This window comes from Burkholderia sp. AW33-5, assembly GCF_053427615.1.
Window position 1 is genome coordinate 162,072 of sequence record NZ_JBSAXA010000006.1, and the last position, 21,818, is coordinate 183,889.

A 21,818-nucleotide genomic window follows, 5' to 3' on the forward strand; every position below is an offset into this window, starting at 1 on the left:
GGTGGTTATATAATGCGTTCACTTTCGACGGTCCGAGATCGTCGTCCGACACCCGGAGGCACATGGAAACCGGCTGGTCCGAACTGGCGCCCGATCCCCTCGACGACACGCCGCTGTATCTGCAGCTCGCCCGCAACCTGGCGAGCGCGATTCATGCCGGCGCGTGGCGGGCCGGCGAGGCGCTGCCGTCGGAGCGGCTGCTGTCGGGTTCGGTCGGCGTGTCGCGGATCACGGCCCGTCGTGCGCTCGCGCTGCTGGTCGAGCAGGGGCTGATCAAGCGGGCGCGCGGGGCGGGCAGCTTCATCACGCCGCGCGTTGCCGATCCGCTGTCGCGTCTCGTCGGCTTCACCGCGAAGATGCAGCAGCGCGGTTTCGTGCCCGATTCGGTGTGGCTGTCGCGCATGCTGCGCACCGCGAGCCGCGACGAGATCACGCGTCTCGGCCTCGCGCCCGGCGCGACGGTCGCGCGGCTCGAGCGGCTGCGCCGCGCGGACGGCATCGTGATGGCCGTCGAGCATTCGACGCTGCCGGCCGCCGTGGTGCCCGATCCGCAGGCGCTCGGCGCGTCGCTGTACGAATACCTCGACGCACGCGGGATGACCGTCGTGCGCGCGCTGCAGCACTTTCGCGCGGCGAACGCGACGCACGAGATCGCGAAGTGGATGTCAGTGAAGCCGGGCTCGGCCCTGCTCGTGATCACGCGCATCGGCTACGGTGTCGACCAGCGCGCGATCGAAGTGTCCGAAACGTATTGCCGCGACGACTATTACGACTTCGTCGCCGAACTGAAACGCTGACGCGCGAGACTGCCCGTGCGCCACGCGCGGCGGAGCGCAACGAAGCACAACGGATTTGCAAATCGCGACGCGGATGTCCGCGTCACCAGATCATCAAGAGAAACGTCATGCTGACTGGAAACATCCTCACCCCCGACGGCTGGATTCTCGGCTCGCTCGACAGCGAGAACGGCCGCATCACCACGCTCGACGGCACGCCCGCCGACCCCGCGAAGAACGACGCGCCGTACATCCTGCCCGGCTTCATCGACCTGCACGTGCACGGCGGCGGCGGCGCCGACGTGATGGAAGGCGGCGACGCGATCGAGACGATCGCGCGCACGCACGCGCAGTTCGGCACGACGAGCCTGCTCGCGACGACGATGACCGCGCCGCGCGACGAACTGATGCAGGTCGTCGCGAATCTCGGCACCGTCGCGCGCACCCGCACGCCCGGCGGCGCGCGCGTGCTCGGCGTGCATCTCGAAGGGCCGTACATCAACCCCGGCAAGCTCGGCGCGCAGCCGGACGCGGCCGTGTCGGCCGTGCTCGACGAAGTGCTGAAGTACCTGTCGATCGCGCCGATCCGGGTCGTCACGCTCGCGCCGGAAATCGCCGGTCACATCGAGATCATCGGCGAGATGGCCGCGCGCGGCGTGCGCGTGCAGCTCGGCCACTCGCTCGCGACCTACGACGACGCCGTCGCCGCGCTCAAGCACGGCGCATGCGGCTTCACGCACCTGTTCAACGCGATGTCGCCGCTGCATCACCGCAACCCGGGCCTCGTCGGCGCCGCACTCGCGCATGCCGAATACGCGGAAATCATCCCCGACCTGCTGCACGTGCATCCGGGCGCGATTCGTGCGGCGCTGCGCGCGATCCCGCGCCTGTACGTCGTGACCGACAGCACGTCCGCCACCGGCATGCCCGACGGCGAATACCGGCTCGGCAGCCAGCACGTGACCAAGTGCCTCGGCGGCGTGCGGCTCGCCGACGGCACGCTCGCCGGCAGCACGCTGACGATGGACCAGGCGCTGCGCAACCTCGTGTCGCTCGGCCTGCCGATCGCCGACGTGTCGAACCGGATGTCGCGCTATGCGGCCGACTACCTCGGCGTCACCGATCGCGGCCGCCTCGAGCGAGGCGCATGGGCCGACCTCGCCGTGTTCGATCGCGACCTGAACCTCACCGCGACCTACGTCGAAGGAGAATCGATTGTCGAATATGCTTAAGGAAGCGCGCGAATCCGCCCAGGTCGTCGCCGCGCAACTCGCCGACACCACGCGCGTCGAAGCGCTCGCCGGCCAACTCCTCGATCACCCGCCGGCCGTCGCGCTGACGGTCGCGCGCGGCAGCTCGGATCACGCCGCCAGCTATTTCGCGAGCCTGACGATGAGCCGCCTCGGCGTGCCCGTCGCGTCGCTGCCGATGTCGGTCGCGACGCTGCAGCAGGCGCCGCTGAAGGTGCAGGACCAGCTCGCGCTGGCATTTTCCCAGTCGGGCAAGAGCCCCGACCTCGTCAACACGATGGCCGCGCTGCGCGAAGCCGGCGCGCGCACCGTCGCCGCCGTCAACGTGCTGCCGTCGCCGCTCGCCGACGCGTGCGAGCATCAGCTGCCGCTGCTGGCCGGCCCCGAACTGTCGGTCGCCGCGACCAAGAGCTACATCGCGATGCTGTCGCTGTCCGCGCAGATCGTCGCGTACTGGCAGCGCGACGCCGCGCTGATCACGGCACTGCGCGGCCTGCCCGACGTGCTCGCGCAGGCGGGCCGGCTCGACTGGTCGCCGGCCGTCGCCGCGCTCGCGGGCATCGAGCGGATGATCGTGATCGGCCGCGGCCTCGGTCTTGCGATCGCGCAGGAAGCCGCGCTGAAACTGAAGGAAACCTCCGGCATCCAGGCCGAGGCGTTCTCGAGCGCCGAAGTCCGTCACGGCCCGATGGAGCTGATCGACCGCGACTATCCGCTGCTCGTGTTCGCGCCGCCGGGCCCGGAGCAGGCCGGGCTGCTGCAGCTCGCGCAGGACATGCGCGCACGCGGCGCGGCCGTGCTGCTCGCGGCGCCCGCCGGCACGCCCGGCGCGACCTTGCCGCTCGCGCAGTCCGCCCATTCGGCGCTCGACCCGATCGCCGCCATTCTTTCGTTCTACGTGATGGCGGCGGATCTCGCCGTCGCGCGCGGCCGCAATCCCGACACGCCGCGCCACCTGAACAAAGTCACCGAAACGCACTGATAGCCGAGACAGCCGATGAGACGCGCCGAGGAGTCCCAGTTGAAGAGTTCCACCCATGATCAGATCGTCCTGCTTGCCCCGCTGACCGGGCCGATCGTCGCGTTGGCCGACGTGCCCGATCCGGTGTTCTCCGGCGGGATGTTCGGCGACGGCATCGGCATCGATCCGCTCGCGGGCCGGCTCGTCGCGCCGTGTGCCGGCATCGTGTCGCATCTCGCGCGCACCGGCCATGCGGTGACGATCACGACGCCGCAGGGCGCGGAAGTGCTGCTGCACATCGGCATCGACACCGTCGAGCTGAACGGGCAGGGCTTCACCGCGCGCGTCGAAGCCGGCGCGCGTGTCGCGGCGGGCGATCTGCTGATCGAGTTCGACCAGGACGCGGTCGCGCGCAGCGCGCATTCGCTGGTTTCGGTGATCGCGATCGCGAACTCCGACGCGTTCGACGTCGTCGAGCGCGCGAGCGGTTTCGCGACGGCCGGCGAGACGCCGCTGCTGACGCTGCGCGGCAAGGGCGAAGCCGCCGCGCAGGCGGCGCAGGCCGGCGCGGCGGCGATGAACGAAGTGCGCCGCGCGGTCGTGCTGACGCAGCCCGGCGGCCTGCATGCGCGCCCGGCCGCGCGGGCGCGCGAAGCCGCGCGCGGGCTCGACGCACATGTCGACGTGCTTTTCGACGGCCGCAAGGCGCCGATTGCAAGCGTGGTCGGCCTGCTCGGCCTCGGTGCCGGCGAAGGCGCGACGATCGAACTGGTCGGCCGCGGTGCGCACGCGCGGGAAGCCGTCGAAGCGGTCGAGCGTGAGTTGCTGCGCGAAGCGCACGGCGAGGTCGAGGAACGGCCGGCGCGGCTCAAGTCGCCCGCACCGCAGCCGATCGTGCGCAACACCGGCGCAACACTCGATCCGAACACGCTCGCGGGCGTGTGCGCCGCGCCCGGCATCGCGGTCGGCACGCTGGTGCGTCTCGACGATGCGGACATCGTGCCGCCCGAACAGGCGACCGGCACGCCCGCGTCGGAAAGCCGCCGGCTCGACCAGGCGCTGACGGCGGTCGATGCCGAACTCGACGAAACGGTGCGCAACGCATCGGCGCGCGGCGCGGTCGGCGAGGCGGGAATCTTCGCGGTGCATCGCGTGCTGCTCGAGGACCCGACGCTGGTCGACGCGGCGCGCGACCAGATCAGCCTCGGCAAGAGCGCGGGCTTTGCGTGGCGCGCGACGATCCGCGCGCAGATCGATACGCTGTCGAAGCTCGACGACGCGCTGCTCGCCGAGCGCGCGGCGGACCTCCGCGACATCGAGAAGCGCGTGCTGCGCGCGCTCGGCCACACGAGCGGCGCGACGCGCACGCTGCCCGACGAGGCCGTGCTCGCCGCCGAGGAATTCACGCCGTCGGACCTGTCGTCGCTCGATCGCCAGCGCGTGACCGCGCTCGTGATGGCGCGCGGCGGCGCGACGTCGCATGCGGCGATCATCGCGCGCCAGCTCGGCATTCCGGCGCTCGTCGCGGTCGGCGACGCGCTGTACGCGATTCCGGACGGCACCCAGGTCGTCGTCGATGCGAGCGCGGGCCGTCTCGAACACGCGCCGACCGCGCTCGACGTCGAACGCGCACGCCACGAACGCCAGCGCCTGGACGGCGTGCGCGAAGCGAACCGGCAACAGGCCGGCGCTGCCGCCGCGACCATCGACGGCCGCGCCATCGAGGTCGCCGCGAACATCGCGACGCTCGACGACGCGAACACCGCGGTCGGCAACGGCGCGGACGCGGTCGGCCTGCTGCGCACCGAACTGATGTTCATCCATCGCCAGGCCGCGCCGAGCGTCGTCGAGCACCAGCAGAGCTACCAGTCGATCGTCGACGCGCTGCAGGGCCGCACCGCGATCATCCGCACGCTCGACGTCGGCGCCGACAAGGAAGTCGACTACCTGACGCTGCCGCCCGAACCGAACCCGGCGCTCGGCCTGCGCGGCATTCGCCTCGCGCAGGTGCGCCCCGATCTGCTCGACGATCAGCTGCAGGGCCTGCTCGCGGTGAAGCCGTTCGGCGCGGTGCGGATCCTGCTGCCGATGGTGACGGATGCGGGCGAGCTCGTGCGGCTGCGCAAGCGTATCGACGAATTCGCGCGTGCGCAGGGCCGTACCGAGCCGATCGAGGTCGGCGTGATGATCGAGGTGCCGTCGGCGGCACTGCTCGCCGACCAGCTCGCGCAGCACGCGGATTTCCTGTCGATCGGCACCAACGACCTGACGCAGTACACGCTCGCGATGGACCGCTGCCAGGCCGATCTGGCCGCGCAGTCCGACGGCCTGCATCCGGCCGTGCTGCGCCTGATCGACATCGCGGTGCGCGGCGCGGCGAAGCACGGCAAGTGGGTCGGCGTGTGCGGCGCGCTCGGCGGCGATCCGCTCGCGGTGCCGATCCTCGTCGGCCTCGGCGTGACCGAACTGTCGGTCGACCCGGTGTCGGTGCCGGGCATCAAGGCGCGCGTGCGCCGTCTCGATTACCAGCTGTGTCGCCAGCGTGCACAGGATCTGCTCGCACTCGACTCGGCACAGGCGGTAAGGGCAGCAAGCCGCGAGGTCTGGCCGCTCGACTGAACGTCGACGGCGGGCGCGCGAGCGTTTCACCACGCAAGCAATTAGGTCAACGACGATTAATGACGAGACATGGATTGGAGGACTGAATGGACGGGAATCCGTTTCTGAAGATACAGGGCCTGGGTCGAGCGCTGATGCTGCCGATCGCGGTGTTGCCGGTCGCCGGCATCCTGCTGCGGCTCGGACAGCCGGACGTGTTCAACATCAAGATGATCGCCGACGCCGGCGGCGCGATCTTCGACAACCTGCCGCTGCTGTTCGCGATCGGCGTGGCGGTCGGTTTCGCGAAGGACAACAACGGCGTGGCGGCGCTCGCGGGCGCGATCGGTTACCTGATCGAAACCGCGATCATGAAGGATATCGATCCCAAGCTGAACATGGGCGTGCTGTCCGGGATCATCGCGGGCGTGGTCGCGGGCTTGCTGTACAACCGCTACAAGGACATCAAGCTGCCGGACTACCTCGCGTTCTTCGGCGGCAAGCGGTTCGTGCCGATCATCACGGGGCTGGTGTGCGTGGTGCTCGGCATCGCGTTCGGGTACGTGTGGCAGCCGATCCAGCATGCGATCGACGCGGCCGGTCAGTGGCTGACGACGGCGGGCGCGATCGGTGCGTTCGTGTTCGGCTTCCTGAACCGCCTGTTGCTCGTCACGGGCCTGCACCACATCATCAACTCGCTCGCGTGGTTCGTGTTCGGCAACTTCACGCCGCCGGCCGGCGGCGAGCTCGTGCACGGCGACCTGCACCGCTTCTTCGCGGGCGATCCGACCGCGGGCACCTTCATGGCCGGCTTCTTCCCGATCATGATGTTCGGCCTGCCGGCCGCGTGTCTCGCGATGCTGCATGAAGCGCCGAAGGAGCGCCGCGCGATGGTCGGCGGCCTGCTGTTCTCGATGGCGCTCACGTCGTTCCTGACCGGGGTGACCGAGCCGATCGAATTCAGCTTCATGTTCCTCGCACCGGTGCTGTACGTGATCCACGCGGTGCTCACGGGGCTGTCGCTCGCGGTCTGCCAGATCCTCGGCGTGAAGCTCGGCTTCACGTTCTCGGCCGGCGCGATCGACTACGTGCTGAACTACGGGCTGTCGACGAAGGGCTGGATCGCGGTGCCGCTCGGTATCGCATACGGCGTCGCGTATTACGGACTGTTCCGCTTCTTCATCCGCAAGTTCAACATGGCGACGCCGGGCCGCGAGCCGGCCTCGGCCGATGCGGCGGCCGAGTCGTACGCATCGGGCGGCTTCGTCGCGCCGGCGGCCGGCGCCGCCGCGGCAGCACCGCGTGCGCAGCGCTACATCGCCGCGCTCGGCGGTGCAGGCAACCTGACGGTCGTCGACGCATGCACGACGCGCCTGCGCCTGACCGTCGTCGATCCGGAGAAGGTGTCGGAGCCGGAACTGAAGTCGATCGGCGCGCGCGGCGTGCTCAAGCGCGGCGGCAACAGCGTGCAGGTGATCATCGGGCCCGAGGCCGACATCATTGCCGACGAGATGCGCTCGGCGATCGGCAGCGGCGCGACCGGCGCCGCTGAGACGGCCACGGCCACGGCCACGGCCACGGCCGCTGCGGCTCAGCCGGTCACGGGCGCGGCCGCCGGTCCGCTCGATCCCGATCCGCTGCGCTGGCTCGCGGTGTTCGGCGGGGCGACCAACGTCGCTTCGCTCGACGCGATCGCGACCACGCGCCTGCGCGTCGTCGTGCGTGACGCATCGGCGGTCGATCGCGATCGACTCGGCGCGCTCGACGTCGCATGGGTGTCGCCGGACACGTTCCACATCGTCTGCGGCAACGCGGCGGCACGCTACGCGGAACAGCTCGGCGCGCGCCTGACGTCGACGGGCGGCGGGGCGGCGCCGCAACCGGCCTGATCCGGCACGATGCGATGAGGTGGGCCCGATCCGCGTGGCGGGTTCGGGCCGCCGGCCGGTAAAACGAAAACGGCTTGCGATACGTCGCAAGCCGTTTTGCTTTGACGGGGCGTGGGCGCGATGCAATCGTCCGCATCGCGCACCGCTTGCGCGGATCTGCAACCGCTCAATCGTTCACGGGTTCGTCAGCGTGAAGGTCGGCTTCCGGTAGCCGATGCCGGCCCGGTCGAGCTTCGGCAATTCGCGCTGCGTGAGCAGCGTCGCGAAGCCGGCCCAGTCGCGCTGCAGCGCGGCCAGGTCGACGTGATGCGTGTCGCCGCGCTTGAACCGCACGCCGGCCGCATACGGCAGCTCCCAGTCGGCCCGGTGCCACGCGCGTTCGGCGAGCGCGAGCAGCCGCGGATAGGCCATGTATTCGAGGAACGTGTCGTTGCGCATCACCTCGCCCCACGCCTGTCCCTGCATGCCTTCGATGCGCGGCGCGGGGCCGGTGCCCGTCACCTCGAATGCGTTGCCGTCACGATCGCCCATCACTTCGGCGTTCTGCGGCAGGTTCTCGGGCGCGAACGAGAACACCTTGTACTCGTCCGTCGCGTGCGAGCCCCAGTAATAGCCGCGCTCGCGCGGGTTGAGCGTGTACGGGAAGTCGAAGTACAGGTAGTCGGGCAGCGCGAGCACCGTCAGGTAACCCTTGCTGCTCAGGTCGCGTGCGCTGTCCGACGCGCCCCAGAAGACCGTGTCCCACAGCGACACCATCACGTGGCGCGTGCTGAAGTCCTGCGGCCCGTTCGCATGCTTGATGCCGTCCTGCCACGCGGCCATCGTGTCGATCCCGTTCGCGTCGACCGCCGCGCTCACCTGTTTCGCGAAACGCGTCGGCAACTCGTCGATCGATTTGATCTCGCCGCGCTGGAGCAGCGCCGTACACGCGGGCGAACGCGCCCACGGCTTGTCCTGCGCGGCGAGATCGATGCGCCCCTTGTTTGGATCGGTGCCGTTCAGCGGCTGGAAGCCCCCGCCGAGGAAGATGTTCTTCGCCTCGTCGCCGCCGTAGTGCCAGGTGTGCAGCGGCGCCTGCGCGTCCGCATGCATCGCCGCGATTTCGCGGATCACCTTCGACGCGAAATTGAGCGCGCCCGGCACGCACGGATTCAGGTCGCTGCGCCGATCGTAGAACTGCACCGTCGTCAGGTTCGTCGTGTCCTGCGGATCGAGCAGCCGGTACGCGTTCGCTTCCTGCTCGCGGCCGGCCGCGTGCAGCCGCCGGTAGCGCGCCTCCATCGTCACGACGGCCGCGCGCGCATGCGCGGGCATGTCGATCTCGGGGATGATCCTGACGAAGCGGGCAGCCGCGTAGCGCACGAGCGCCACGTAGTCGTCGCGCGTCAGGTAGCCGCTGCCCGAGCGGTTGTCGGGGCCCGAGCCGAGCTGCGGCAGCAGGCAGCGCGTCTCGCTCGGGTCGTGACAGCGGCGCGAGCCGATATCGGTCAGCTCCGGCAGGCCGGGAATCTCGATGCGCCAGCCTTCGTCGTCGGACAGATGCAGGTGCAGGCGGTTGAGCTTGTATGCGCTCATCTGATCGATCAGGCGGCGCAGCGTCGCCGGGTGCTTGAAGTTGCGCGCGAGGTCGACGTGCATCCCGCGATGCGTGAAGCGCGGTGCATCCTCGACGAGCATCGCCGGGATCGGGCCGCCGCCGGCGGGCGCGAGCGAGTAGAGCGTCTGCACGCCGTAGTAGAGGCCCGCGCGATCGTAGCCTTCGATCAGCACGCCGCGCGGCCCGATCGCGAGCCGGTAGCCGCCCGGCACCGCAATGTCGGCCGGCAGCCGGCGCGGTGCGACGGCACCGCGGACCGGCACGCGCGCGCCGTCGAGCCCGAGTGTCGTCGCACGTTCGCGCAGCGCCGCGATTTGCCCATCCGGCAGGTCCGGCAGCGCGAGCTCGACGCCGCGCAGGTCGAGCGTGCCGGGCAGCGGCTGTTCGCGTTTCACGCTCGGCAGTGCGCGGCTCGCGTCGGGGCGTGCCGCCACGGGCGGCGCGTTGCCGGTCGAATTGTTTTGCGCGTCGGCCGGCAGCGATTCGACATAGCGGAGCTCGTCGTCGGTGTCGTTGTAGCGGAGCACGGCGGGCGGTGCGCCGTCGACGACGACATACGGGCGCGGAATCACGTCGCTGTAGCGCAGCAGCCAGTATTCGGCGACGAACGGCAGTTCGATGCGTTCGCCGGGCGCGAGCCGCACCGAGCCCGGCTGCGGCGTCAGCTCGTACAGGTCGCCGGTGAGCCGCCGCAGCGCGAAGCCCGGACGATCGATCCGCAGCAGCCGCCGGATGCTGTGCAGGTACAGCTTCCAGCCGCCGTCGGCGATCGTCTGGTGGCCGCGGTTCTGCAGGATCAGGCGGCCGGTCGCGCAGGCTGCGCCGTCGGCGCCGAGATCGGCGCACGGCACGCCGGCCGCGGCCGCGTGGTTGTTGTCGACGGCGACGCGCAGCGCGAGGCCGTTCGACAGAAGCGTCGCGAGACTGGCCGCTTGCGCGGCCGGTTGTGCGATGCCGGCAGCCGCGACGGCGGCGGTCGGCGTCGGCTGCGCGCCGATCGCGACGGGCGGCAGCGCCGCGATCAACAGGGCGGCAACGAAGGATGGCAAGGTGTGCTTCATTCGAACTCCTGAGAAAAAAGTGGGCGTGGCGGCGTCGTTGGGGGCGACGTCGCCGCGATCGGGTCTTTCAATGGAGCTGCGGGAGATACCCGCGCACGGGGCGATGCAGCCGCACCGCGCGCATTCGGCACGCGGGGGCGTGCGTTACGGAACGGGAGGCGGGCACGCGTGCCGATCGGATCGGCGGGGCGGCGGATGCGTGCTCATCGGCGGCGCACGGCAATCGCCGCGGCAACGATGCGACCGCGGCGGAGTGGGTTCGACCGGCCGCGCACGATCGCAACGGCGGCCGCTGCCGCATACGCATGGCAACTCGGCGCGCGGGCGCGCGCCAGACACGGGATTCGCATGTCTCCCCCACCAGATGGATTCGGCCTGTCGGCGACCGTGTCCAAAGATCTTATGAAACCTTTGATTGGTATTCAAGTGGTATCAATCTGGCGCTAAATTGGCATCGGGGATTCGCGGGGCCGCCGATGGTGCGGACGAAAAAAAACCTCGCATGACGCGAGGTTCGTTCCGGACGGGAGGGGCGGTGCGAGCCGCCTTCCCGCGTGCGATCAGCCGCGGCGTGCGCGCACCGGCGCTTCCTGCGGCTTCTGCCGTGCTTCGAGCCACATCGCGTTGACGATGCCGAACGACAGCGCGACGCCGATACCGAGAATCCAGCTGAAATACCACATGATCCGACTCCTTGCGAAACGGTGGGCAGGGGCGCGTGCGCGCCCCGGCCGGGTTCAATACATCGAGTGCTTGTTCTCTTCGAGCGACTGATGCGTGACCTTGCCGCGCATCACGCGGTACACCCAGCTCGTGTAGAGCAGGACGATCGGCAGGAACACGATCACCGCGAACAGCATCACCTGCAGCGTCATGTGGCTCGACGTCGAGTCCCACACGGTCAGGCTGCTGCGCGGGTCGAGCGACGACGGCATGATGAACGGGAACATCGAGAAGCCTGCGGTCAGGATGACGCCGGTGATCATCAGGCCGGTGCAGAAGAACGCCGTCTTTTCCTGCTTCGAGCCGGCGAGCAGCAGCGCGAGCAGGCCGCCCGCGATCCCGACGACGGGTGCCGCGATCATCCACGGATACTCGCCGTAATTCGCGAGCCACAGGCCCGAGCCGGCGGCGACGTCCTTGAGCAGCGGGTTCGCGACCGTGTCGGTCGGCGCGGCGTGCGTGATGTGGAAGCCGCCGATGGTCGACGCGATCAGCACGCCGGCCAGCACGAACAGCACGACCGCGAGGAGCGCCGACACGCGCAGCGCGATCGACGCGCGGCGTGCGATCACGCCGTCGGTCTTCATCTTGATGAACGCGGCGCCGTGCGCGACGAGCATCGTGAGGCTGACGAGCCCGCAGAGCAGTGCGAACGGGTTCAGCAACGCCCAGAAGCCGCCGTAGTAGGTCACGCGCAGGTCGCTGTCGAACTTGAACGGCACGCCCTGCAGCAGGTTGCCGAACGCGACGCCGAACACCAGCGCCGGCACGAAGCCGCCGACGAACAGGCCCCAGTCCCAGCCGGCGCGCCAGCGCGGGTCGGGCCGCTTGCTGCGATAGTCGAAGCCGACCGGCCGGAAGAACAGCGCGAACAGCACGAGCAGCATCGCGAAGTAGAAGCCGGAGAACGACGCGGCATAGACGAGCGGCCAGGCGGCGAACATCGCGCCGCCGGCCGTGATCAGCCACACCTGGTTGCCTTCCCACGTCGCGCCGACCGTGTTGACGATGATGCGGCGTTCCTCGTCGGTCTTGCCGAGGAACGGCAGCAGCGCGGTCGCGCCCATGTCGAAGCCGTCGGTGACGGCGAAGCCGATCAGCAGCACGCCGACGAGCAGCCACCAGATCAGCTTGAGAGTTGCATAGTCCATAGCGATTCCTTGTTCGGTTTCAGGTGCGCGCTCAGGCCGACGCGTGCTCGCCGGCGGCCGCCAGCTCGTGGTGATAGCGGCCGGTATGCAGCGAGGACGGGCCGAGACGCGCGTACTTGAACATCAGCTTGATCTCGATGACGAACAGTGCCGTGTAGAACGCGATGAAACCGGCGAGGCTCAGGTACAGGTCCGTCGACGTCAGGCTGGACGCGGACAGATGCGTCGGCAGGATGCCCGCGATCGTCCACGGCTGGCGGCCGAGCTCGGCGACGACCCAGCCGAATTCCGCGGCGAGCCACGGCAGCGGGATCGCCCACACTGCATAGCGCAGGAACCAGCGGCGGTTGTCCTGCAGCAACTGCCGGCGCGCGCAGAACCAGAACGCGGCGACGAAGGTCGCGAGGAACAGGAAGCCGAGGAACACCATGATCCGGAACGAGAAGAACACGGGCGCGACCGGCGGGATCGTCTTCTTCGCGGCGGCCTTGATCTGCTCCGGCGTCGCATCGACCACGTTCGGCGTGAACTGCTTGAGCATCAGCCCGTAGCCGAGATACTGCTTGTGCTGATCGAACAGCGCGCGGGTCGCGTCGCTCTTGTCGCCTTCCTTGATCTTCTGCAATGCGCCGTACGCGACCATCCCGCTCTGGATGTGTTCCTCGCTGTGCTTCGCGAGCTCGCGCAGGCCGATCACCGGTTCGTCGATCGAGCGTGTCGCGATCAGGCCGAGCGCGTACGGGATCTTGATCGCGTAGTCGGTGCGCTCTTCCTTCTGGTTCGGGATGCCGATCAGCGTGAACGATGCGGGTGCCGGCTGGGTTTCCCATTCCGATTCGATCGCGGCGAGCTTCATCTTCTGCACTTCGCCGGTCGTGTAGCCCGATTCGTCGCCGAGCACGATCACGCAGAGCGTCGACGCGAGACCGAAGCCTGCCGCGACCGCGAACGAGCGCAGCGCGAAGTCGGTGTCGCGCTTCTTCAGCAGGTACCACGACGAGATGCCGAGCACGAACATCGCGGCCGTCACGTAGCCGGCCGACACGGTGTGCACGAACTTCACCTGGGCGACCGGGTTGAACAGCACGTCGAACAGGTTCGTCAGCTCCATGCGCATCGTCTGGTAGTTGAACTCGGCGCCGACCGGATTGTTCATCCAGCCGTTCGCGACGAGGATCCAGAGCGCGGACAGGTTCGAACCCAGCGCGACGAGGAACGTGACCAGCAGGTGCTTGACCTTCGACAGGCGGTTCCAGCCGAAGAAGAACAGGCCGACGAACGTCGATTCGAGGAAGAACGCCATCAGGCCTTCGACCGCGAGCGGCACGCCGAAGATGTCGCCGACGTAGTGCGAGTAGTACGACCAGTTCGTGCCGAACTGGAATTCGAGCGTGATGCCGGTCGTCACGCCCATCGCGAAGTTGATCCCGAACAACTTGCCCCAGAACTGGGTCATGTCCTTGTAGACCTGTTTGCCGGTCATCACGTAGACGGCTTCCATGATGACGAGCAGCCAGGACAGGCCGAGCGTCAGCGGCACGAACAGGAAGTGGTAGAGCGCCGTGATGCCGAACTGCAGACGCGACAGATCGACGACTTCGCTACTTATCATGGTGGTCTCCCTCGGTAGATGCAGGCGCCGGCACCGAGAGCAGCTTCTCGGCGACGACGGCAGGCGGCAGCGACATGTGCTTGGCCTGCGGATGATTGAAGAATGCGTATTTGAGCGACATCAGGAGGATCAGCTTGACGATCACCACCAGCGTGATGTCGCGCATGAGGGTCGGCCCGCGCGCCCACGCGGCGATGCGTGCGCGCCAGCCGAGCGTGCCGGCGGCCTGCGGGGGAGGCGGCGCAGGCTCTTTATTGATCGAGATCAAGGCGATTATCCTGAATCGATTTACGTGGGTTTTGGGGCGACTCTACGTCGGATTTATGACGGCAGTTAAGCTGTTTTAATCCTTTTAAGCCGACATGCCAATTTTAAAATGCCGGCTTTCCGATGCCGAGTGTTGCGCTGCGGCAGACCGTCGCGAAGCACGTGTCGAAACTTGATGCAGATCAAGGTTATGCGGAAGGGGGCGGAATTCGCCCGATACCCGATCAATAAGGTCGATTAATACGGGGTGATCGAGGCCAAAACATAGACGAAAAAAAACCGCTGCCGGGTGGGCAGCGGTTTTGGGTAAGGCGCTCTAAATCGCGGAGTTACGCGTATTCGGCGAGTGCCGTGCGCATCTTCTTCATGGCGCTCGCTTCGATCTGGCGGATGCGTTCCGCCGATACGCCGAACTCGGCCGCGAGATCGTGCAGCGTCGAGCCGCCCGAGCCGTCGTCGTCGACGTTCAGCCAGCGCGCCTCGATGATCCGGCGGCTGCGTGCGTCGAGTGCCTCGAGCGCCTGCGCGATGCCGTCCGTCTGCAGCATGTCGCGCTGACGCGCGGCGAGCACGGCGGTCGGCTCGTTGTGCGAATCGGCCAGATAGGCGATCGGTGCGTACGACTCCTCGCCGTCTTCCACTTGGCCCTCGAGCGCGATGTCGCCGCCCGACAGACGCGTCTCCATCTCGGTCACGTCTTCGCGCTTGACGTTGAGCTCCTGCGCGAGGCCGTCGATTTCCTCGGGCGTCATCGCCTGCATGCTCTTCTTGTGGCTGCGCAGGTTGAAGAACAGCTTGCGCTGCGCCTTCGTCGTCGCGACCTTCACCATCCGCCAGTTGCGCAGGATGTACTCATGGATCTCGGCCTTGATCCAGTGGATCGCATACGACACCAGGCGCACGTTTTGCGCCGGGTCGAAACGTTTCACGGCCTTCATCAGGCCGATGTTGCCTTCCTGGATCAGGTCGCCGTGCGGCAGGCCGTAGCCGAGGTAGTTGCGCGCGATCGACACGACGAGCCGCAGGTGCGACAGCACGAGGCGGCGTGCCGAGTCGAGGTTGTTGTCTTCGCGGAATTCGGTCGCGTACTGGCGTTCCTCTTCGGCGGTCAGGAGCGGGATCCGGTTGACGGCCTGGATGTACGCGTCGATGTTGCCGAGCTGGCCCGACAACATCGATTGAGTCGCGAGCGCCAGCGAGCCTGCCGATTCGGCCTTGGCCGGCGTCGGGCTCAGGGTGTTCGGAAGGGTCAGGGCGTGGCTCACTAAAAAACTCCTTTGGAATCAGGGACAAACCCCTGGTCTCGGATGAGATTCCGGGGCCCATCTTAGCACTCCCGTAATCCGAGTGCTAATTCCTTAGAGGGGGTGCGGGCATCCAAGTTCCCGGTTCTCTATCGAACTTGTCGAGTCGATAGTCTAATTTGCGACCGGAGTGGCCGGTGGAAGTTCCGTAAGTTGTTGTTTCTGATAGTAATCAGTAGACGGTTTCGATTTTTGTAGTTTTGGAAGCAAACAATTTCGCTTCGTGATGCCGATTCGAAAAGTCCTTTACCATACCATTCAGTTCGCTCGGGCCCGGCCGCTGCGGCAAGGCTCCATTCAACCCACGAAGTTGGAGTGTCTGATGAACAATAAGAAGAATTGCCGGCCCCGTAGTCGGCTTGCGCTGCATGCGCTGCTGGCGGCGTCGCTGCTGGGCGGATCGGGTGCCGCGTTCGCGGATCGATGGGGAATCCAGGCGGGCGGCGGGTTTTCCGATCGCCACGGGATCGACAAGGCCGATCTCGGCGTCGTGTGGGATCCGGGCTGGAACTGGTGGGAAATCGGCGGCTGGCACTTCGCGTTCGTGATGGAAGGCCACGCCGGCTACTGGCACACGGGCGGCAATGTTCATGGCAGCATCGGCGAATTCGGTGCGACGCCGATGTTCCGCTTCATCAAGAGCGCGGGGCAGGTGCGGCCGTTCATCGAGGCCGGCGCCGGCATCCGCTTCCTGACGTCCCCGACGATCTCCAACAAACTGTCGCTGGCGACGTCGTTCCAGTTCGTGGACGTCGTCGGCGTCGGCGCGCAGTTCGGAGAACGGCAACAGTATCAGCTCGGCTACCGTTTTCAACATGTGTCTAACGCGGGTATCAAAGAGCCGAATCCTGGTATAAATTTCCACCAGTTCTACGTGCAGTACAACTTCTGATCCGCACGCCCGCGCACGGCGGGCGCGTTGCCGAGGAGTCAGGCGATGGCGAAGGTGGTCGATGCGATTCGCGCGCTCGAGCGCGATCGGTTCCGGGCGATGGTCGACGGGGACGGCGAGGCGCTCGAGGCGCAATTGTCGGACAAGGTGTTCTTCGTGCACACCAACGGCAAACGCGAAACCAAGCAGCAGTTCATCGACGCCATCGTCGCCGGCCGCCGCCGCTATCGTCAGATCGAAATCCAGTCGCAGGACCTGCTGCCCGTCGGCGACGCAACCTGCGTCGTCACCGGGCGCGCACTGATCGAGATGGAAACGAACAACGGCGGGCTGGTGTTTCCGATCGCCTATACCGCCGTCCATACCCATGAGCAGGGGCAGTGGCGCCTGCTGGCGTGGCAGGCGACGCGGTGCGCGACCGAGACATGAGCGCGCGTGGCGCTCCTTTTCGTGTCCCGACCGAGGCGGCCTTCTGGGCCGCTTTTCATTGCCCGTGCGGCGCGGATCGCGCGGCGCACGGGCGGTCACGCACCGCTCGCTGACGTTCGAACCCTGAAACGAAAATCTGCCGATCAGGCTGCCGCACGGCGGTCGGCGCACTGCCAGGCCGAGCGGTTGATCGCGCTGACGACCGCGTCGAGCGCGGCGCTTGCCGCATCGGCGTGCACGCCGACGCCATGCCGCAGCGGTGCATCGCCGACCCGGCAGCCGACCGATACCGCAATTCGTCCGTCCCTCGTGCGCGCGTGTTCGCACGAGGCGACGTCGATCGTCGCGCCGGCCGCCGTCGCGAAGGCCGCGGCCGTGCGTTGCACGACGTCTTCGGGTGTCGCGCCGGCCGGCGGCGCGCCCGCGATGTCGCGGTTCTGCCAGCGTGCGGCGTCGCCGTGGCGCGCGGCCGGGCCGTCGGTCTTGAAGAATTCGCGGGCGAACAGCGCGCAGATCGCGTCGCCGGTCACTTCCTCGCCGGACGTGTCGGCGAGCGTCTGCACCGCGTGGCTGAATTCGATCTGCACGCGCCGCGTCGGCGTGAAGCCCATCCCGCGTTCGAGCAGGAACGTCGCGCCGCCCTTGCCGGACTGACTGTTCACGCGAATGACCGCGTCATAGCTGCGACCGAGGTCGGCCGGGTCGATCGGCAGATACGGCACTTCCCACACCGCGTCGGGGCGCTGCTGCGCAAAGCCCTTGCGGATCGCATCCTGGTGCGAGCCCGAGAACGCGGTGAACACGAGGTCGCCCGCGTACGGATGACGCGGATGCACCGGAATCTGGTTGCAGCGCTCGACTACGCGGCGCACCGCGTCGATGTCGGAGAAATCGAGGCCCGGATCGATGCCCTGCGTATAGAGGTTCAGCGCGAGCGTGACGAGATCGACGTTGCCGGTGCGCTCGCCGTTGCCGAACAGGCAGCCTTCGATGCGGTCGGCGCCCGCGAGCAGCGCGAGTTCCGCGGCCGCGACCGCGGTGCCGCGATCGTTGTGCGGATGCACGGACAGCACGATGCTGTCGCGATACGCGAGGTTGCGGTCCATCCACTCGATCTGGTCGGCGAACACGTTCGGGCTCGCGGCTTCGACGGTCGCCGGCAGGTTGACGATCATCTTGTGATCGCGGGTCGGCCGCCACGCCTGCGCGACCGCGTCGCACACTTCGCGCGCGAACGTCAGCTCGGTCATGCTGAAGGTTTCCGGCGAATACTGGTAGGTCCAGTGCGTGTCGGGGCGGGCCGCCGCGTGTTCCTTGATGAGTCGCGTGCCCTCGACCGCGAGCGCCTTCACGTCGTCCTTCGACATCCCGAACACGATGCGCCGGAACGACGGGCAGATCGCGTTGTACAAGTGCACGATCGCGCGCGGCACGCCTTCGAGCGCGTCGAAGGTGCGCGCGATCAGGTCTTCGCGCGACTGCACGAGCACTTCGATCGTCACGTCGTCGGGAATGCGCTTGTCGTCGATCAGCTTGCGGACGAAATCGAAGTCGGTTTGCGACGCCGACGGAAAACCGACTTCGATTTCCTTGAAACCGATCGCGACCAGCATGTCGAAGAATTCCAGCTTCTGTTCGATGCTCATCGGCTCGATCAGCGACTGGTTGCCGTCGCGCAGGTCGGTGCTCATCCAGACCGGCGCACGCTCGATGGTGCGGGTCGGCCAGCGGCGGCCATTGATGCGGACGGGCTCGAACGGACGGTACTTGTCTTGCGGGTTGCGCTTCATCTTCTGGACCTCGGGTCTCAAGTCGCGAGCGAAGACGGGCGGCATGGGCGACGGGTGGCGCTGCCTCGCACCGTGGCGCGGCAAACGCGCTGCGGATGCGGATGATCTTCGCGAATCGGCCGACGGATAGACGGACGAATGCTGACGACTTCGGGTTGTAAAAACTGCGAGAAGGGTGCTGCGAGGAACTGCAGGGAGGGACCGTGCGGACAGCACACGGCGCTAAGACAGCCTTAGGCTAGTCGTAGCGATAGCGACCGCGCTAGGCGGCCGGAGGTAATTCGGAGGGTGTTCGGAAAGGAACGCATGGCGACAACTCTATGCCAGGATGCGTGCGCGTGTCAAATGGTCGGTCGAAAGGCCGGTGCGGCGGCGTGCCGGCCCGGGATGCCGGTCACGGTGCGAGCCGGGCGATTCGTACGATCGTCTCGACCTGCCGCGCAAGCGCGTCGGGTACCGGAATTTCGCCGCGCAACACGGCGTCCGTCCACGCGGCCGTGGTTGCCGCGTCGCGCGATTCGGGCAGCGCGACGGGCGGCGCGTCGCTCGACGAGCGCTCGGGCTCGATCATCGTGTCGCATACGCCGTCGTGCAGCCAGTCGACCTGCACCTGGCGCCGCGTGTCGGCCACCGCTTCGCCTTCCGTGCCGCGCGCGAGCAGCGCGCCGCCGAGTGCGGCGTCCGGATGATCGCGGAACAGTTGCGCGAGGCTGTCGCGGTACGGCGGATGCGTGTAGTTGACGAGCCGCAACCCGGCCGGCGCGAACGGCTGCAGGATCTTCACGAGCGTGTGCGTCGAGTTGCGCACGCCGAGCACGCCGCGCAGCGACAGCAGACGCGCGATGCGCGGCGCCAGCGCGGCGATGGGCGCGAACGCGACGCGGCGTTCCGCGAGCATGTCCTCGATCGCGTCGTGCGACGTCGACGGCGGGATCGACAGCGCCGAGAAGATCTCCGCGCTCGTCACGCGGCCCGGATCGCGCTCGACACCGTGCACGAGCACCGGCACGCCTTCGCGCGCGAGCAGCAGTGCGAGCAGCGGCACCAGGTTCGGCTGCTTGCGCGCGCCGTTGTAGCTCGGGATCGACACCGGGCGGAACGCGGCATCCTGCACGTGCACGGGTTCGAACGACGCCTGCGCGGCGGCGAGCATCGCGGCCAGTTCGTCGGCGCTTTCACCCTTCAGACGATAGGCGATCAGGATCGCGCCGAGTTCGACGTCCGACACGCGCGCGTCGAGCATCGCGCGATAAAGCTCGAACGTGTCTTCGGCGGACAGCGCGCGTGCGCCGTGCGGGCCGCGGCCGATTTCCTTGATGAAGCGGGCGCAAGGGAACGGCGAGGTTGCGGGGTCGAGGGAAGCGGTCATCGGGGCGTGGGGCGGGCGGCTGGCATCGGGCCGCGCGGTGAGCGGTAAGGAATGCCCCGAGTATCGCACGGGCACGGCTGCGCGCGCCGACGCGGCGCGGCGCGCTAAACTCGGGTTCCCGGCGGTGCCGCGTGCGCCGCGGACGCCGTCGCCGGCCGAATACGAATTCCAGAGAGACATCCCATGAAGCTCTACAGCTATTTCCGCAGTTCCGCGTCGTACCGCGTGCGGATCGCCCTGAACCTGAAGCAGCTGCCGTACGACACGGTTCCCGTGCACATGCTGCGCGACGGCGGCGAGCAATTGAAGGACGCCTACCGCGCGGTGAATCCGGATGCGGTCGTGCCGACGCTGATCGACGGCGATGCCACGCTGCAGCAGTCGCTCGCGATCATCGAATATCTCGAGGAAACGCATCCCGAACCGGCGCTGTTGCCGAAGCAGCCGGTCGACCGCGCGTATGTGCGGGCGATCGCGCTGCAGGTGGCGTGCGAGATCCATCCGCTGAACAACCTGCGCGTGCTCAAGTACCTGAAGCACACGCTGAAGGTGTCGGAGGAAGCGAAGAACGACTGGTACCGGCACTGGATCGAGGCGGGTTTCGCATCGCTCGAGACGCGCCTCGCGAACGATCCGCGCACCGGCAAGCTGTGCTTCGGCGACACGCCGACGCTCGCCGATATCTGCATCGTGCCGCAGGTGTTCAACGCGAACCGTTTCTCGATCGATACGACGCGCTTTCCGACGATCCAGCGGATCGCCGATCATGCGTCGACGCTCGACGCGTTCAAGGCCGCCGAGCCCGGCGCGCAGCCCGACGCCGAATGACGTCGCGCGGCTGTCAGCCACCGGCTGACGGCTTCCGGACGCGCATCAAAAAAGGGCGCCCGAAGGCGCCCCGTGCGGTGCGGGCCGGCGACGTTCAGCCGAGCAGCGCGTCCGCGAATTCCACTGCGCTGAACGGCTGCAGATCCTCGACCTTCTCGCCGACGCCGATGAAGTAGACGGGCACCGGGCGCTGCCGTGCGATCGCGGCGAGAATGCCGCCCTTCGCGGTGCCGTCGAGCTTCGTGACGATCAGGCCCGTGAGGCCGAGCGCATCGTCGAATGCCTTCACCTGCGTGAGCGCGTTCTGGCCCGTGTTCGCGTCGATCACGAGCAGCACCTCGTGCGGCGCGCCATCGTGCGCCTTCGAGATCACGCGCTTCACCTTCTTCAGCTCTTCCATCAGGTGCAGCTGCGTCGGCAGGCGGCCGGCCGTGTCGGCCATCATCACGTCGATCCTGCGCGCGCGCGCGGCGCTGACCGCGTCGAAGATCACCGCGGCCGGGTCGCCGCTTTCCTGCTGGACGACCGTCACGTTGTTGCGCTCGCCCCAGACCGCCAGTTGTTCGCGCGCGGCCGCGCGGAACGTGTCGCCCGCGGCCAGCAGCACCGACTGGTCGAAGCTCTGCAGGTGCTTCGCGAGCTTGCCGATGCTGGTGGTCTTGCCTGCGCCGTTCACGCCCGTGATCATCATCACGAGCGGCTGCGCGCGGCCGAGCATCAGCGATTTCTCGAGCGGCTTCAGCAGTTCGACGAGCAGGTCGTGCAGCGCGCCCTTCACCTGCTGCGGATCGGTCAGCCGGCCCGCACGCACCTTCTCGCGCAGCGCGCCGAGCAGGTACTCGGTCGCATCGACGCCGGCGTCGGCCATCAGCAGCGCGGCTTCGAGCTCTTCGTACAGGTCCTCGTCGATCTTCGTGTTGACGAACACGCCGGTAATGCTCGAGCCCGTCTTCGCGAGGCCCGACTTCAGGCGCGCGAGCCACGATTTCTTCGCGGAGGCGTCCTGCGTCGGCGGCGGCACGATCTCGACCGCTTCGACGACTTCGTCACTGCCGTCGTTGGTCGGCGTGACCGTCATCACGACAGCCGGCGCGGCCGGCTGCGGTTGCGCGGGCGCTTGCGGCGCTTCGATCGCCTGGCGCGCGTCGGCGGCGGGCGAGTCGGACGGTTCGTCCGGTTGCGGCGCATCGATCGATTGCGATTCCGCGGAGTCGGGCTCCTGCGTTTTCTTGAATCGTTTGAAGAAGCTGAACATGGTCTGACGTCGGGAAGAGGGCGGGGCGCCGCCAGGGCGGAGCGCCGGAGGGCGCCGTCATGCGTG

Annotated in this window: 17 protein-coding genes; 8 read left to right on the forward strand and 9 right to left on the reverse strand. The window is 67.9% G+C overall.

Annotated elements, in window-relative coordinates:
- Window positions 1-62 precede the first annotated feature (62 nt).
- The 5 genes from ACV22V_RS13625 (at window position 63) to nagE (ending at window position 7,474) form a co-directional block, all read left to right on the forward strand.
- The gene (locus ACV22V_RS13625) at window positions 63-797 is read left to right on the forward strand and encodes a GntR family transcriptional regulator (RefSeq protein ID WP_448014189.1); all 735 of its coding nucleotides are present in this window, start codon (window positions 63-65) and stop codon (window positions 795-797) included.
- 107 nt (window positions 798-904) lie between these two features.
- Window positions 905-2,008, forward strand: coding sequence for an N-acetylglucosamine-6-phosphate deacetylase (gene nagA / locus ACV22V_RS13630; RefSeq protein WP_059691447.1), 1,104 nt, complete (start codon window positions 905-907; stop codon window positions 2,006-2,008).
- Complete coding sequence (locus tag ACV22V_RS13635; protein WP_059526163.1) at window positions 2,001-3,008, forward strand: SIS domain-containing protein; 1,008 nt, start codon at window positions 2,001-2,003, stop codon at window positions 3,006-3,008. The genes nagA and ACV22V_RS13635 overlap by 8 nt, the downstream gene beginning before the upstream one ends.
- 15 nt (window positions 3,009-3,023) lie before the next feature.
- A complete protein-coding gene (gene ptsP, locus ACV22V_RS13640; protein WP_448014190.1) occupies window positions 3,024-5,606 on the forward strand; it encodes a phosphoenolpyruvate--protein phosphotransferase in 2,583 nt (860 codons plus the stop codon).
- Window positions 5,607-5,692: 86 nt separating this feature from the next.
- On the forward strand, window positions 5,693-7,474 hold the full coding sequence (gene nagE, locus ACV22V_RS13645) for an N-acetylglucosamine-specific PTS transporter subunit IIBC (RefSeq protein WP_448014192.1): 1,782 nt from the start codon (window positions 5,693-5,695) through the stop codon (window positions 7,472-7,474).
- A 174-nt stretch (window positions 7,475-7,648) separates the two neighbouring features.
- Here the strand turns inward: nagE and ACV22V_RS13650 are convergent, their stop codons facing one another.
- The 6 genes from ACV22V_RS13650 to rpoH all read right to left on the reverse strand — a co-directional run bounded on the left by ACV22V_RS13650 (window position 7,649) and on the right by rpoH (window position 15,150).
- The gene (locus ACV22V_RS13650; RefSeq protein WP_448014194.1) at window positions 7,649-10,132 is read right to left on the reverse strand and encodes a family 20 glycosylhydrolase; all 2,484 of its coding nucleotides are present in this window, start codon (window positions 10,130-10,132) and stop codon (window positions 7,649-7,651) included.
- A 560-nt stretch (window positions 10,133-10,692) separates the two neighbouring features.
- Complete coding sequence (cydX, locus tag ACV22V_RS13655; RefSeq protein ID WP_059526148.1) at window positions 10,693-10,815, reverse strand: cytochrome bd-I oxidase subunit CydX; 123 nt, start codon at window positions 10,813-10,815, stop codon at window positions 10,693-10,695.
- A gap of 54 nt (window positions 10,816-10,869) precedes the next feature.
- On the reverse strand, window positions 10,870-12,006 hold the full coding sequence (gene cydB, locus ACV22V_RS13660) for a cytochrome d ubiquinol oxidase subunit II (RefSeq protein WP_059526145.1): 1,137 nt from the start codon (window positions 12,004-12,006) through the stop codon (window positions 10,870-10,872).
- 31 nt (window positions 12,007-12,037) lie between these two features.
- Entirely contained in the window at window positions 12,038-13,618 is a 1,581-nt protein-coding gene (locus ACV22V_RS13665; RefSeq protein ID WP_059691451.1) for a cytochrome ubiquinol oxidase subunit I, read from the reverse strand.
- The gene (gene cydP / locus ACV22V_RS13670) at window positions 13,608-13,886 is read right to left on the reverse strand and encodes a cytochrome oxidase putative small subunit CydP (protein ID WP_059526138.1); all 279 of its coding nucleotides are present in this window, start codon (window positions 13,884-13,886) and stop codon (window positions 13,608-13,610) included. The genes ACV22V_RS13665 and cydP overlap by 11 nt, the downstream gene beginning before the upstream one ends.
- Window positions 13,887-14,214: 328 nt before the next feature.
- Window positions 14,215-15,150 (reverse strand): RNA polymerase sigma factor RpoH, encoded by a 936-nt coding sequence (gene rpoH / locus ACV22V_RS13675; RefSeq protein WP_059691452.1) that lies wholly within the window; start codon window positions 15,148-15,150, stop codon window positions 14,215-14,217.
- A 361-nt stretch (window positions 15,151-15,511) separates the two neighbouring features.
- Here rpoH and ACV22V_RS13680 point away from each other — a divergent pair, with 361 nt between their 5' ends.
- Both ACV22V_RS13680 and ACV22V_RS13685 read left to right on the forward strand, forming a co-directional pair.
- Window positions 15,512-16,081, forward strand: a complete 570-nt coding sequence (locus tag ACV22V_RS13680; protein ID WP_059526132.1) for an acyloxyacyl hydrolase — start codon at window positions 15,512-15,514, stop codon at window positions 16,079-16,081.
- A 45-nt stretch (window positions 16,082-16,126) separates the two neighbouring features.
- On the forward strand, window positions 16,127-16,510 hold the full coding sequence (locus tag ACV22V_RS13685; RefSeq protein ID WP_059526129.1) for a nuclear transport factor 2 family protein: 384 nt from the start codon (window positions 16,127-16,129) through the stop codon (window positions 16,508-16,510).
- Between the two features lie 143 nt (window positions 16,511-16,653).
- Here the strand turns inward: ACV22V_RS13685 and leuA are convergent, their stop codons facing one another.
- Both leuA and ybiB read right to left on the reverse strand, forming a co-directional pair.
- Entirely contained in the window at window positions 16,654-18,300 is a 1,647-nt protein-coding gene (gene leuA / locus ACV22V_RS13690; RefSeq protein WP_448014197.1) for a 2-isopropylmalate synthase, read from the reverse strand.
- A gap of 394 nt (window positions 18,301-18,694) precedes the next feature.
- Window positions 18,695-19,669: a DNA-binding protein YbiB gene (gene ybiB / locus ACV22V_RS13695; RefSeq protein WP_448014198.1), complete on the reverse strand. Its 975-nt coding sequence runs from the start codon at window positions 19,667-19,669 to the stop codon at window positions 18,695-18,697.
- A 183-nt stretch (window positions 19,670-19,852) separates the two neighbouring features.
- Here ybiB and maiA point away from each other — a divergent pair, with 183 nt between their 5' ends.
- Window positions 19,853-20,497 (forward strand): maleylacetoacetate isomerase, encoded by a 645-nt coding sequence (gene maiA / locus ACV22V_RS13700; protein WP_448014199.1) that lies wholly within the window; start codon window positions 19,853-19,855, stop codon window positions 20,495-20,497.
- Window positions 20,498-20,591: 94 nt separating this feature from the next.
- Here maiA and ftsY read toward each other — a convergent pair whose 3' ends face one another.
- The gene (gene ftsY, locus ACV22V_RS13705) at window positions 20,592-21,752 is read right to left on the reverse strand and encodes a signal recognition particle-docking protein FtsY (protein WP_321851792.1); all 1,161 of its coding nucleotides are present in this window, start codon (window positions 21,750-21,752) and stop codon (window positions 20,592-20,594) included.
- Window positions 21,753-21,818: the final 66 nt, after the last annotated feature.